Genomic DNA, 13,108 nt, shown 5'->3' with positions numbered 1-13,108 from the left:
GCGCGAGTCGCGGCCGGGTTCCGGAACGGAAGGCAGGAGACAGGAGACAACGATGGATCGCATTTCCCCGCCGCCCGCGCGGCACGATGCAGGGCCCGGTACGCCCGGCGAAGCCGTCGAGCGCCGCGGCGTCGACGCGAAGCAGCTCAACCGCGCGGCATGGACCTGCTCGCTCGGCAGCGCGCTCGAATACTACGATTTCGCGTTGTACACGCTCGCGTCGGCGCTGGTGTTCGGGCCGCTGTTCTTCCCCGCGCAGACCGCCGAGATGCGGCTGATCGCGAGCTTCGGCACCTACTTCGTCGGCTTCGCGGTGCGCCCGCTCGGCGGCGTCGTGTTCGGCGTGCTCGGCGACCGGATCGGCCGCAAGTTCGTGCTGACCGCGACGGTGCTGCTGATGGGCGTCGCGAGCACGCTGATCGGCGTGCTGCCGACCTTCGCGACGGCCGGCTACTGGGCGCCCGCGCTGCTGATCCTGCTGCGCATCCTGCAGGGCCTCGGCGCCGGCGCGGAGCAGGCCGGCGCCGCGGTGCTGATGACCGAATACGCGCCGCCGGGCAAGCGCGGCTTCTATGCATCGCTGCCGTTTCTCGGCATCCAGCTCGGCACGGTGCTCGCGGCCGCCGTCTATTTCCTGCTGCTCGCGAACCTCGATCGCGTCACCGACGGCTGGGGCTGGCGCGTACCGTTCCTGTTCAGCGCGGTGATCGTCGCGGTCGGGATCTACATGCGCGTGCGGCTGCACGAGTCGCCGACTTTCGTGCGGCTCGAGAAGCGCGCGCAAGTCTCCGCGAACCCGTTGAAGAGCGCCGTGCAGCATTCGAAACGTTCGCTCCTGATCGGCATCGGCCTGCGGATGGCCGAGAACGGCGGCTCGTCGATCTACCAGGCGCTCGCGGTCAGCTATCTCGCCGGCGTGATCGGGATGAAAGGGCCGATCGGCGCGCTCGCGCTGGTGTGCGCGGCGACCGTCGGCGCGTGCACGGTGCCGCTGGCCGGCCGGCTCAGCGACCGCTTCGGCCGCGTGCGCGTGTATCGCACGTTCGCGTGGCTGCAGCTCGCGCTCGCGTTCCCGGTGTGGTGGATCTTCAGCCAGGGGAACGTGGTCGCGAGCGTGATCGCGATCTCGGTCGCGCAGGGCTTCGCGAACTGGGGGATGCTCGGCGCGCAGGCCGCGCTGCTGCCCGAACTGTTCGGCGCGCGCCATCGCTACATGGGCGTGTCGTTCTCGCGCGAAGTGTCGGCCGTGCTCGCGGGCGGGATCGCGCCGCTCGTCGGCGCAACGATCATCGCGACCGTGATCGCGCTGCACGGCGGCGACCACACGGCCGGCGTGCGCGCCTGGGTGCCGATCGCCGCGTATCTGGTGCTGCTGACGCTGATCACGCTGTTCACGACGTCGCGGATGCCCGAAACGCTGAATCGCGATCTCGACGATCCGCTCGACGCCGCACAGGCCGCACCGGCGCCGGACGCCGATGCGCTCGCGCGGCACGCATGAACGAGCCGGGCGGCCGATGCGGCCCGGCATGCTTTCGCATTCCACTTATCTCGACAGGAGCAAGCGCAGATGGCGCACGAATCGACCCAGCGGCCCGACCTGCTGATGACGGGCCCTTACCAGCCGTGGGACGACGCATGGCTGGCCGGCTATGACGTCCACCGGCTGTGGGAAGCCGCCGACCGCGCGGCGTTCCTCGCCAAACACGGCGCCGGCGTGCGCGCGATCGCGACCCGCGGCGATCTCGGTGCGAATGCCGAACTGATCGCCGCGCTGCCGAAGCTCGAGATCGTCGCGTGTTACGGCGTCGGCACCGACGCGATCGCTCTCGCCGCCGCGCGTGAGCGCGGCATCCGCGTGACGAACACGCCCGACGTGCTGACCGGCGACGTGGCCGATCTCGGCGTCGGGCTCGCGCTCGCGATGATGCGCCGGATTGGCGCCGGCGATGCGTACGTGCGCTCCGGCGCCTGGCGCGACGGCGACATGCCGCTCGTCACGCGGCTCTACGGCAAGCGCGTCGGCGTGGTCGGCTTCGGCCGGATCGGCTCGACCATCGCGCGCCGGCTGTCCGGCTTCGACGTCGAGCTCGGCTACTTCGACGTCGCGCCGCGCGCGGACAGCCCGCACCGCTTCTTCGCCGATCTCGCCGAACTGGCCGGCTGGTGCGACCTGCTGATCGTCACGCTCGCGGGCGGGCCGGCGACGCGTCATCTCGTCGACGCGGCCGTGCTCGACGCGCTCGGGCCGCAGGGCTATCTCGTGAACGTGTCGCGCGGCACGACCGTCGACGAACCGGCGCTGCTCGATGCGCTGGAGCGCAACGCGATCGCCGGCGCGGCGCTCGACGTGTTCTGGAACGAACCGCGCATCGACCCGCGTTTCCTCGCGTTGCCGAACGTGCTGTTGCAGCCGCACCATGCGAGCGGGACGATCGAGACGCGCCAGGCGATGGGCTGGCTCGTGCGCGACAACCTCGCCGCGCACTTTGCCGGCGAGCCGCTGCTCACGCCGGTCGTCTGAGGAGGCTGTCATGCGTATGCGTTGCATGTGTGTCGTGATCCACGGGCCGAACGACCTGCGGGTGGAGGAGCAGGACGCGGGCGAGATCGGCCCGGGCCAGGTGCGCGTCGATGTCGCGATGGGCGGCATCTGCGGCTCCGATCTCCATTACTTCCGGCACGGCGGCTTTGGTGCGATCCGGCTGCAGCAGCCGATGGTGCTCGGCCACGAGGTCGCCGGCACGGTTGCGGAAGTCGCGCCGGACGTGACGTCGGTGAAGGTCGGCGATCGTGTCGCGGTCAATCCGAGCCGCCCGTGCGGTGCGTGCCGCTACTGCCTCGAAGGGCTGCCGAACCAGTGTCTCGACATGCGCTTCTACGGCAGCGCGATGCGGATGCCGCACGTGCAGGGCGCGTTCCGCAACGCGCTCGTGTGCGACGCGGTGCAGTGCGTGAAGGTGGCCGATCACGTGCCGCTGTCGCTCGCGGCGCTCGCCGAGCCGTTCGCGGTCGGGTTGCATGCGGTGTCGCGCGCGGGCCCGCTGATCGGCAAGCGCGTGCTCGTGTCGGGTTGCGGGCCGATCGGTGTGCTGGCCGTCGCGGCGGCACGCGTGCACGGCGCCGCGGAGATCGTCGCGACCGACGTCGTCGAGGCGCCGCTGGAAGTGGCGAGCGCGCTCGGCGCCGACCGTACGATCAACGCGGCGGCCGATGCCGGATGGGTCGAGCGTTACAGTGCCGACAAGGGCACGTTCGACGTGATGATCGAGTGTTCGGGCAATGCACGCGCACTGCGCGACGGGCTGGACGTGATGCGGCCGCGCGGCGTTGTCGTGCAGCTCGGGCTCGGCGGCGATGTCAGCCTGCCGCAGAACGTCGTGGTCGCGAAGGAGCTGTCGATCTGCGGCTCGTTCCGCTTCCACGCGGAATTCGCGCTCGCGGTGCAATTGATCAACGCCGGGCGGGTCGACCTGCGGCCGGCCGTCACGCGCGTGTTCCCGATGCGCGACGCGAACCTCGCGTTCGAACTGGCCGGCGACCGGCAGCGTGCGATGAAGGTGCTGATCGATTTCGCGGACGCGGCTGCATGATGGTCCGGCGCTAGAGCACGACGGAATCGACGTCGTCAAAAAAGGCACGCCCGCGAATTCGCGGCGTGCCTTTTTTCGTCGCGGCGCGCAGACGGATTACCGCATTACTGCGTGACCTGCCGCGTGCCGACGCGTTGCGACGCGAGCCACAGCGCGATCAGCACGCCCGACAGCGCTGCACCGGCGATGCATACGCCGCGCCAGCCGTCGATGCCGTACGCGAAGCTCGCCGCGAACGACCCGAACGCGCCGCCGATGAAGTAGCTCGTCAGGTAGATGGTCGTTACGCGGCTGCGCGCGTTGCCGGCCAGCGCGTAGATCACGCTCTGGTTCGAGATGTGCATGCCCTGCACGCCGACGTCGAGCAGCAGGATGCCCGCGATCAGCGCCGCGAGCGAGTGCGCGCCGGTCGCGATCAGCGCGAACGACGCGAGCACGGCGGCCGCGAACAGCCCTGTCGCCGCATTGCCGTGGCCGCGATCGACGAGCCGGCCGGCCGACGTGGCCGCGAGCGCGCCCACCGCGCCGACGATGCCGAACAGGCCGATCTGGCCTTCGGAATAGTTGTACGGCGGCTGGCTCAGCAGGAACGTGAGGCCCGTCCACAGCAGGCTGAAGCACGCGAACACGAGTGCGCCATAGGTCGAGCGCAGCGCGATCAGCGGTTGTGCGCGCACCAGCGCGACGAGCGACTTCATCAATGCCGCATAGTCGAGGCGCGTGTCGCGGCGATCCTTCGGCAGCTTCACGGCGAGCACGCCGGTCAGCGCGAGCACCATCACCGCGGCGACGCCGTACACCGCGCGCCAGCCGAACCCGTCGGCGATCGCGCCGGCCGCGACGCGCGCGAGCAGGATGCCGAGCAGCAGGCCGCTCATCACGGTGCCGACCGCGCGGCCGCGCGAGCGCGCGTCGGCGAGCGATGCCGCGAACGGCACGAGCAGCTGCGTCGAGCAGGTGACGAAGCCGACCGCGACGTTCGCGACGACGAACATCGTGAAATTCGTGCTGAACGTGACCGCGACCAGCGCGACGACGTTGAGCATCAGCAGCCGCACGATCAGCGTATGGCGGTTGACCGCGTCGCCGAGCGGGACGATCAGCAGCAGGCTCGCCGCATAGCCGAGCTGCGTCAGCGTGACGAGATAGCCGAGTTCGGTCGGCGCGCGGCCGAAGCTGTGCGCGATCGCGGCGAGCAGCGGCTGCGCGTAGTAGATGTTGCCGATGACGATGCCGCACGCGCAGGCGAACAGCAGCGTCATGCCGCGGGTCAGGGGAGGGTGGTTGTCTTGATGCGGTTCCATGGTCGCGAAAAACAGCGGCGCCGGCCGGCGGCACGGGGCCGTCGGCTGCGCGGGGTGACGGAAATCGGGGCCGGCGTCAACGGATCGGCGGTGAACCGATGCGCGCCGGGCGGATCGCGGCCGGGCCCCGGTCGGGCGGGCGGCGGATCGTCGTGCGGCGGGCGGAGGCAGGGCGGGCCCGGGCGTGCCGCTCCGGTGCGGTGACCGGCGATGCGCAGGAGCGGATGTGCGTATGATGCGGGAATCGTCCCATAGCGTCCAAGACTGGATCGTTATGGTGTTCATTGGTTTAGCCAATACATCGGCCGCGATGCTACTCCGCCATATCCGCTATTTCCTGGCCGTCGCCGAGCAGCGCAGCTTCACGCGCGCGGCCGACGCGCTGCACGTGTCGCAGCCGACGCTGTCGCAGCAGGTGCGCCAGCTCGAGGAAACGCTCGGCGTGCAGCTGTTCGACCGCTCGGGCCGCACGGTGCAGCTCACCGAATTCGGCGAAGTCTATGCGCGTCACGCGCGCGCCGCGCTGCACGAGCTCGATACGGGGCAGCGCGCGCTGCACGACGTCGCCGATCTTGGCAGCGGGTCGCTGCGGCTCGCGATGATGCCGACCTTCGCGGCCTACCTGAGCGGCTCGCTGATCGACGGCTTCCATACCGATTATCCGAACGTCGCGCTGACGATCGACGCGATGCCGCAGGAGCGCATCGAGGCGCTGCTCGCCGACGACCGGCTCGACGCGGGTTTCGCGTTCATGCCGCCGCGTGCGCCGGACATCGACGCACTGCCGCTGTGGGACGAGCCGCTCGCGCTCGTGACGGGCCGCACGCACCGTCTCGCGCGGCGCCGCCGCGCGCTGACGCCGGTCGAGCTCGGCGGCGAGCCGCTGGTGCTGCTGAGCCGTGCGTTCGCGACGCGCGAGAGCATCGACCGGTACTTCATCGAGCATGGCGCGCGGCCGAAGATCGCGATCGAGACGAATACGATCAGCGCGGTGCTGGAGCTCGTGCGGTGCGGCCGGCTTGCGACGGTGCTGCCCGACGCGATCGCGCGCGAGAGCGGCGACCTGTGCGCGCTGGAGCTCGATCCGCCGCTGCCGGCCCGTACGGCCGCGCTGCTCACGCGCAAGGGCGCATACCGCAGCGTCGCGGCGCGCGCGTTCATCGAGCGCGCGCTCGCGTATCGCGATCCGTCGGGCGGGTGACCGGGACGACCGGGACGACCGGGCGGCTTGGGCGCCGGCGGCGCGTTACGCGCCCGGCGTCGGGAAGAAGATGCCCGCGCGCTGCGCGGCGTTCGCGATGTGCGTTTCGATCGCGGTGCCCGCGGCGGCCGCATCGCGGGCGATCAGCGCGTCGAGGATCGCGCGGTGCTCGTGCCACGTCGACAACAGCAGCTCGCGCCGGTAGAACGGCATGCGCTGGCTTTCCTTCATGATGTCGGCGCTGCTGCGCAGCACCGATTCGATCGCCGCGTTGCCGGCGAGATGGATGATCCGCATGTGGAAGTCGAAGTCGAGCTGCGACGCTGCGTCGATCGCGTTGTCGGTCAGCGCGACGTGCAGGTCGGCGAGATTGTCCTCGAACCACGCGATGTCGGCGTCGCTGACGACGTGCGCGGCCATCCGCGCGGCGAACCCTTCGAGCGCATAGCGCATCTGGTACGTATCGGGCGGCGACGACTGCTCGGCGAACTGCCACGGATGCGCGGCCGATGCCTGCGCGCTTTCGACGTAGACACCCTTGCCCGCACGGATGCGCAGCATCCCGAGCGCTTCGAGCGTCGACAGCGCCTCGCGCAGCGACGCGCGGCTGATCTCCAGCTCCTCGGAGAGCTGGCGCTGGGCCGGCAGCAGGCTGCCGACCGGATAAACGCCTGCCTCGATCCGGTCGCGGATCGTCGCGATGGCGGCGTCGGTCACGGTATGCGGAACGTTTTTCATGATGTGAACTTTGGCCGGTCTGACCGGCATTGTAATCCGCACGCGGGCGGTGCATGACCGCCCTACGGGAAAGCCACGATCCGCCCCTGTCCGGTGCGCCTCGAGCGGGCGGGGAGGGGCGGGAAATCCCTATTTCGTCCGTCCTTGACGCCACTATATCGGCTTCCTACTATCCACCATAACATCACTGGTCTTACCAGTATGAACAGACGAAACTGCAACCGTTGGATCGGGAGAGCGCCGTGTCGAAATTCCTTAATTCGCTGTTTGGCCGGGTAGTCGTCGCATTGATCCTGGGGGTCGCGCTGGGCGCGTTCTTCCCGCACTTCGCCGAGTCGCTGCGGCCACTCGGCGACGGCTTCCTGAAGCTCATCAAGATGGTCATCGGCCCGATCGTGTTCTGCGTCGTGGTCAGCGGGATGGCCAATGCGGGCGACCTGAAGAAGGTCGGCCGGGTCGGCCTGAAGGCCGTCGTCTATTTCGAGGTGATGACGACGCTCGCGCTCGGCATCGGGCTCGTGCTCGCGTGGCTCACGCGCCCGGGCGTCGGGATGAACATCGACCTGCGCTCGCTCGACGCGGCATCGCTCGCGACGTACGCGAAGAACGCCGAAAGCCTGAAGGACACGGCCGGCTACCTGATGAAGATCATCCCCGAGACCGCGATCGACGCGTTCGCGAAGGGCGACATCCTGCAGATCCTCGTGTTCGCGGTGCTGTTCGGGTCCGCGCTGTCGCTGCTCGGCGACAAGGCGCAGCGCGTCAACTCGCTGATCGAGGAACTGTCGCACGTGTTCTTCCGGATCATCGGCTTCATCATCAAGCTCGCGCCGCTCGGCGTGCTCGGCGCGATCGCGTTCACGACCGGCAAGTACGGCGTCGCGTCGCTCAAGCAGCTCGGCTATCTCGTCGCGGTGTTCTACCTGAGCTGCTTCGTGTTCGTCACGGTCGTGCTTGGCACGGTGATGCGGCTCGCGGGCTTCTCGGTGTTCAAGCTGATCCGCTACCTGCGCGAGGAACTGTCGATCGTGCTCGGCACGGCGTCGTCGGACGCGGTGCTGCCGCAGGTGATGAGCAAGCTCGAATACATGGGCATCAAGGATTCGACGGTCGGTCTCGTGATCCCGACCGGCTATTCGTTCAACCTCGACGGCTTCTCGATCTACCTGACGCTCGCGGTGCTGTTCATCGCGCAGGCCACCAACACGCCGCTGTCGACGCATGACCTGATCGTCGTGCTGCTCGTATCGCTCGTTACGTCGAAGGGCGCGCACGGCATCCCCGGCTCGGCGATCGTGATCCTCGCGGCGACGCTGTCGGCGATCCCCGCGATCCCGGTGCTCGGCCTCGTGCTGATCCTGCCGGTCGACTGGTTCGTCGGCATCGCCCGCGCGCTGACCAACCTGATCGGCAACTGCGTCGCGACGGTTGTCGTCGCGGTGTGGGAGAACGACATCGACCGTGCCCGTGCGAAACGCGTGCTGAACCGCGAGCTGCGTTACGTGCCGGCCGACGAGGCAGGCAGCACGGCGCCGGTTGCCGGCGACCAGGCTCACGCGCTCTGAGCGCGATCCCGCGCGAAGCGGCTTCCCGACTGTTTCGCGCGATTGAATTTCCTGCGGCCGGCCCGACGATGCGCCGGCCCCCAACAAGATAGTGGAGACGACATGGCAGCCCCCATTCTCGATCCGAACGCGCCGGTGTTTACGCGGCGTTACATGAACCTCGCCGACCCGCGCCTCGGTGCGCAGGCGCTCTTCGCCAGCGACGAATTCTTCGCGCCGAAGGAGCGCATGCTGAATCCCGAGCCGGCCGTGTTCATTCCCGGCAAGTACGACGATCACGGCAAGTGGATGGATGGCTGGGAAACGCGCCGCAAGCGTACGACCGGCCACGACTTCTGCGTGGTCCGCCTCGCTCGGCCGGGCGTGATCTACGGCGTCGACCTCGATACGAGCCACTTCACCGGCAACTTCCCGCCGGCCGCGTCGATCGAGGCGTGCGCGGTCGACGGCGACACGCCGCCCGACGACGCCGCGTGGCGCACGATCGTCCCCGCGACGACGCTGCAGGGCAATTCGCATCACTACGTGAGCGTCGACGACGCGCAGCCGGTCACGCACCTGCGCGTGAACCTGTATCCGGACGGCGGGCTCGCGCGGTTGCGCGTGTATGGCCAGCCGCAGCGCGACTGGCGCCACGTGCCGGCCGGCGAGCTCGTCGATCTCGCGGCGATCGAGAACGGCGGCTATCTGGTGGCCGCGAACAACCAGCACTTCGGGCCGGCATCGCAGATGCTGATGCCGGGGCGCGGCGCGAACATGGGCGACGGCTGGGAAACGCGGCGCCGCCGCGAGCCCGGCAACGACTGGGCGATCGTCGCGCTCGCACGGCCGGGCATCATCCGCCGCGTCGAGGTCGATACGGCGTTCTTCAAGGGCAACTTCCCCGACCGCTGCTCGCTGCAGGCCGCGCATGTCACGGGCGGCACCGACGATTCGCTCGTCACGCAGGCGATGTTCTGGGCTGAACTGCTCGGCGAACAGAAGCTGCAGATGGATCACGTGCACACGTTCGAGCAACTCGCGGCGCTCGGCCCCGTTACGCACGTGCGTTTCAACATCTTCCCGGACGGCGGCGTGTCGCGCCTGCGTCTGTGGGGCGAGCCGGCCTGAAGGAGGGCAACGTCATGACCGGATCCCGCATCCTGCGCGTCGAGCGCCTGACCCGCGAAGCGTTCGCCCCGTTCGGCGACGTGATCGCGCTGGAAGGCGCGCGGCACTTCCCGATCAACGGCGGCACGACCGAGCGCTTTCACGATCTCGCGACGATCGACGTCTGCGCGGACGGCGGCCGGCCGCTCGTCAGCGTGTTTCGCGCGCAACCGCGCGCGCTGCCGGTCGCGGTCACGCTGATGGAGCGCCATCCGCACGGCAGCCAGGCATTCATCCCGCTTGCGGCCGTGTCGCGCTATGTCGTCGTCGTCGCGCCGGCCGGCGACTTCCGGCCCGATGCGATGCGTGCGTTCCTCGCCGTTGGCTGGCAGGGCGTGAACTATGCGAAGGGCGTCTGGCACCATCCGCTGCTCGCACTCGACGCGGTCAGCGATTTCGTGATCGTCGATCGCGGCGGCCCGCAGCCGAACTGCGACGAGATCCCGCTCGAGTTCGCCTGGGCGCTGGAATTCGAGCCGGCCCTGGCGAGCGTCGAAGGGCATTCGTAAGCGTTCCGGCCCCGCGCGCCACACGACCCGAAAAGAAAAACGGCCCGGGCGGCGAGATGCCGGCCGGGCCGTGCTGCGTGCGGGACGCGCGAATCAGCGATCAGTGCTTGCGGTGCGGGCAGTTTTCGGTCGTGCACGAACCGTACATCGCGAGCGAGTGCTCCTGGAGCCGGAAGCCGCGCTCCTTCGCGATCGCCTGCTGGCGGCCTTCGATCTCGGCATCGAAGAATTCCTCGACGCGGCCGCAATCGAGGCACACGAGGTGGTCGTGGTGCGAACCTTCGTTCAGCTCGAACACGGCCTTGCCGGATTCGAAGTTGCTGCGCGTGAGCAGGCCGGCCTGCTCGAACTGCGTGAGCACGCGATAGACGGTGGCGAGCCCGATGTCGAGCTGCTCGTTGAGCAGGTTCCGGTAGACGTCTTCGGCCGTCAGGTGGCGTACCGGGCTCTGCTGGAAGATCTCGAGAATCTTGAGGCGCGGTAGGGTGGCCTTTAGCCCGATATTCTTGAGATCCGTCGGATTGGTCATGGCTAGGCATCCCTAGAGTACAATGCAGGGCTTCAATGTTACCGGCTTTTCGCCGTTCCAGAAACACGCGCGGCCTGTACGCGGGCCAGCACGGTGAAGGAAATGATCCCAGAATCGCTTTCGCACTTTCAGAGGAGTCGCATGCGGAGTGCCATCATCGCTGCCGCCGCCATCGTCGCGCTGGCGGGTTGTTCGTCGTACGACAGCGTGACGCAGCGCATTGCGCAGAGCATCACGCCCTATCGGATCACCGTCGTGCAGGGCAACTTCGTATCGCAGGAGAAAGCCGCGCAACTGCAGGTCGGCATGACGCGCGAGCAAGTCCGGGCATTGCTCGGCACACCGCTGCTGGCGGATATGTTCCACGCCGACCGCTGGGATTACCTCTTCTACTTCAAGCGCGGCTCGACGTCGATCGTCCAGCAGCGCGATCTCGTCGTGACCTTCGCGGGCGATCGCCTCGCGGGCTGGACGGGCGCCGACAACCTGCCGTCCGAGCTTGACCTGCTGGCCGACATCGACGGCGACCGCGGCGGCAAGAAGGCGAAGGCGGCCGCAGCGGCGAGGAAGGCTTCGGAAGCCGCCGCGGCGAGCGCCGCGCAGGCGCAGGCGGCGGCGAGCACGCCGGTGCCGGATGTCGTCGCCAGCCCGTCCGTCGTGCCGGCCTCCGGCGCAGCGGTCGACCAGGATGCGAACGCGCAGGCTGCCCGCGCAGCGAACCGCGCGACCAACCAGGTGTCGGGGCAGGGTTCGGCCGCACGCCGTTTCACGCCGTCCGCGCAGGCTTCGGGCGGCGCGCCGGTACCGGGCGGCCAGCCGCCGGGCGCCGCGCCGGCGATCCAGCCGCAGTTCCAGTTCCATCGTCCGCCGCAGCCGAACGTGTCGAACGAGGCGTCGCCGCCGGTCGGCCCGCAAGGCTCCGACAACCTGCAGAACCAGCCGCTCACCGCGCCGGCGCAGTAAGCCCGGCTTGCGGAACCAGGGCGGCTCGCGCCGCCCGCCTTTAGACCTGTCGTGTAGAAAGCCATGAAGATTGCGATTGCCGGCGCATCGGGCCGAATGGGCCGGATGCTGATCGAAGCCGTTCTCAACGATACCGACGCGCAGCTCGTCGGCGCGCTCGACCGCGCCGATTCGCCGTTCCTCGGCCAGGACGCCGGTGCGTTCCTCGGCAAGGAAACCGGGATCAAGCTGACCGACGACCTCGACGCCGTGTTCGCGCAGGCCGACTACCTGATCGATTTCACGCGTCCGGAAGGCACGATGGCCCACATCGCGGCCGCGCTGCGCCACGACGTGAAGCTCGTGATCGGCACCACCGGCTTCACCGCCGAGCAGAAAGCCGAGCTGCAGGCCGCCGCGGCCAGGATCGGCATCGTGTTCGCGGCGAACATGAGCGTCGGCGTGAACGTCACGCTGAAGCTGCTCGAATTCGCGGCGAAGCATTTCTCGCACGGCTACGACATCGAGATCATCGAGGCGCACCATCGCCACAAGGTCGATGCGCCGTCGGGCACCGCGCTGATGATGGGCGAAGCCGTCGCCGGCGCGCTCGGCCGCTCGCTCGACGAGTGCGCCGTGTATGGCCGCCACGGCGTGACGGGCGAGCGCGACCCGTCGTCGATCGGCTTCGCGGCCGTGCGCGGCGGCGACATCGTCGGCGATCACACCGTGCTGTTCGCCGGGATCGGCGAGCGCATCGAGATCACGCACAAGTCGTCCAGCCGCGTGTCGTACGCGCAGGGCGCGTTGCGCGCGGTCCGCTTCCTGTCGGCGCGCGGCGCCGGCCTGTTCGACATGCAGGACGTGCTCGGCCTGCGCTGACCCCACGGGGAAACTCCGATGGCGATACCCACCGGCGTTGTCCACTACCTCGAAAGCGGCGATGCGATCACGCATGCGGTCGCCTATGTGCTGCTGGCGATGTCCGTCGCCAGCTGGTGCTTCCTTTTCATGAAAGCCTGGCTCCTGGTCCGCGCGAAGCGGCAGGGGCCGCGCGCGCTCGCCGCGTTCTGGCGCGCGCCGTCGCTCGACGCGGGCATCACCGCGCTCGCCGGCGCCGATCGCGAGCGCGTGTTCGTGCCGCTCGCCGAAGCCGCGCGCGACGCGGCCGACGACCACGACCCGACCGCGCTGGCGGCGCGCGTCGAGCGCAGCGAGCGCGTGCTGCGTGCGTTGCGCCACGCGATGCTGCGTTCGCAGCGACGCCTCGAGTTCGGCCAGGTGCTGCTCGCGTCGATCGGCAGCACCGCGCCGTTCGTCGGGCTGCTCGGCACCGTCTGGGGCATCTACCACGCGCTCGGCAGCATCGCCGCGAGCGGGCAGGCGCAGATCGAGAACGTCGCGGGGCCGGTCGGCGAGGCGCTGATCATGACCGCGTTCGGGCTCGTCGTCGCGATTCCCGCGGTGCTGGCCTACAACATCCTCGGGCGGCTCGTCCGGCAGCTCGCCGAGGAACTCGACGGTTTCGCGCGCGACCTGCACGTGTTCGTGTGCGCAGAAGGCGCCTGACGCGCCGGC

General features: G+C 69.2%; 13 protein-coding genes. 10 read left to right on the top strand and 3 right to left on the bottom strand.

The window, feature by feature from the left end:
- Positions 1-52 precede the first annotated feature (52 nt).
- From HWX87_RS31535 to HWX87_RS31525, 3 genes are all read left to right on the top strand, one after another.
- Entirely contained in the window at positions 53-1,501 is a 1,449-nt protein-coding gene (locus HWX87_RS31535; protein ID WP_176050880.1) for an MFS transporter, read from the top strand.
- A gap of 69 nt (positions 1,502-1,570) precedes the next feature.
- Positions 1,571-2,524 carry a 2-hydroxyacid dehydrogenase gene (locus tag HWX87_RS31530; protein ID WP_176050879.1) on the top strand — a complete coding sequence of 318 codons (954 nt, stop codon included), beginning with the start codon at positions 1,571-1,573 and terminating at the stop codon, positions 2,522-2,524.
- Positions 2,525-2,534: 10 nt separating this feature from the next.
- On the top strand, positions 2,535-3,593 hold the full coding sequence (locus HWX87_RS31525; RefSeq protein ID WP_176050878.1) for an L-idonate 5-dehydrogenase: 1,059 nt from the start codon (positions 2,535-2,537) through the stop codon (positions 3,591-3,593).
- Positions 3,594-3,697: 104 nt separating this feature from the next.
- On the opposite strand, the gene HWX87_RS31520 is transcribed toward HWX87_RS31525, so the two are convergent.
- Positions 3,698-4,897 carry an MFS transporter gene (locus tag HWX87_RS31520; protein ID WP_176050877.1) on the bottom strand — a complete coding sequence of 400 codons (1,200 nt, stop codon included), beginning with the start codon at positions 4,895-4,897 and terminating at the stop codon, positions 3,698-3,700.
- A 310-nt stretch (positions 4,898-5,207) separates the two neighbouring features.
- Here HWX87_RS31520 and cynR point away from each other — a divergent pair, with 310 nt between their 5' ends.
- On the top strand, positions 5,208-6,098 hold the full coding sequence (gene cynR / locus HWX87_RS31515) for a transcriptional regulator CynR (protein WP_176050876.1): 891 nt from the start codon (positions 5,208-5,210) through the stop codon (positions 6,096-6,098).
- Positions 6,099-6,143: 45 nt separating this feature from the next.
- Here cynR and HWX87_RS31510 read toward each other — a convergent pair whose 3' ends face one another.
- A complete protein-coding gene (locus tag HWX87_RS31510; RefSeq protein WP_176050875.1) occupies positions 6,144-6,866 on the bottom strand; it encodes an FCD domain-containing protein in 723 nt (240 codons plus the stop codon).
- Positions 6,867-7,078: 212 nt separating this feature from the next.
- On the opposite strand from HWX87_RS31510, the gene HWX87_RS31505 reads away from it, so the two are divergent.
- The 3 genes from HWX87_RS31505 to HWX87_RS31495 all read left to right on the top strand — a co-directional run bounded on the left by HWX87_RS31505 (position 7,079) and on the right by HWX87_RS31495 (position 10,059).
- Entirely contained in the window at positions 7,079-8,401 is a 1,323-nt protein-coding gene (locus HWX87_RS31505; RefSeq protein WP_176050874.1) for a C4-dicarboxylate transporter DctA, read from the top strand.
- 102 nt (positions 8,402-8,503) lie between these two features.
- Positions 8,504-9,511, top strand: a complete 1,008-nt coding sequence (alc, locus tag HWX87_RS31500; protein ID WP_176050873.1) for an allantoicase — start codon at positions 8,504-8,506, stop codon at positions 9,509-9,511.
- A gap of 14 nt (positions 9,512-9,525) precedes the next feature.
- Positions 9,526-10,059, top strand: a complete 534-nt coding sequence (locus HWX87_RS31495) for an ureidoglycolate lyase (protein WP_176050872.1) — start codon at positions 9,526-9,528, stop codon at positions 10,057-10,059.
- A 100-nt stretch (positions 10,060-10,159) separates the two neighbouring features.
- Here the strand turns inward: HWX87_RS31495 and fur are convergent, their stop codons facing one another.
- On the bottom strand, positions 10,160-10,588 hold the full coding sequence (fur, locus tag HWX87_RS31490; protein WP_011350926.1) for a ferric iron uptake transcriptional regulator: 429 nt from the start codon (positions 10,586-10,588) through the stop codon (positions 10,160-10,162).
- A gap of 141 nt (positions 10,589-10,729) precedes the next feature.
- Between fur and bamE the strand changes: the two genes are divergently transcribed.
- The 3 genes from bamE (at position 10,730) to HWX87_RS31475 (ending at position 13,099) form a co-directional block, all read left to right on the top strand.
- Entirely contained in the window at positions 10,730-11,551 is an 822-nt protein-coding gene (gene bamE, locus HWX87_RS31485) for an outer membrane protein assembly factor BamE (protein WP_176050871.1), read from the top strand.
- 63 nt (positions 11,552-11,614) lie between these two features.
- Positions 11,615-12,412: a 4-hydroxy-tetrahydrodipicolinate reductase gene (gene dapB / locus HWX87_RS31480; RefSeq protein WP_176050870.1), complete on the top strand. Its 798-nt coding sequence runs from the start codon at positions 11,615-11,617 to the stop codon at positions 12,410-12,412.
- An 18-nt stretch (positions 12,413-12,430) separates the two neighbouring features.
- Entirely contained in the window at positions 12,431-13,099 is a 669-nt protein-coding gene (locus HWX87_RS31475; RefSeq protein WP_176050869.1) for a MotA/TolQ/ExbB proton channel family protein, read from the top strand.
- Positions 13,100-13,108 lie beyond the last annotated feature (9 nt).

This window comes from Burkholderia sp. BCC1644, assembly GCF_902833225.1.
Taxonomy (GTDB): domain Bacteria; phylum Pseudomonadota; class Gammaproteobacteria; order Burkholderiales; family Burkholderiaceae; genus Burkholderia.
This window is presented reverse-complemented; position numbering and strand designations above follow the sequence as displayed.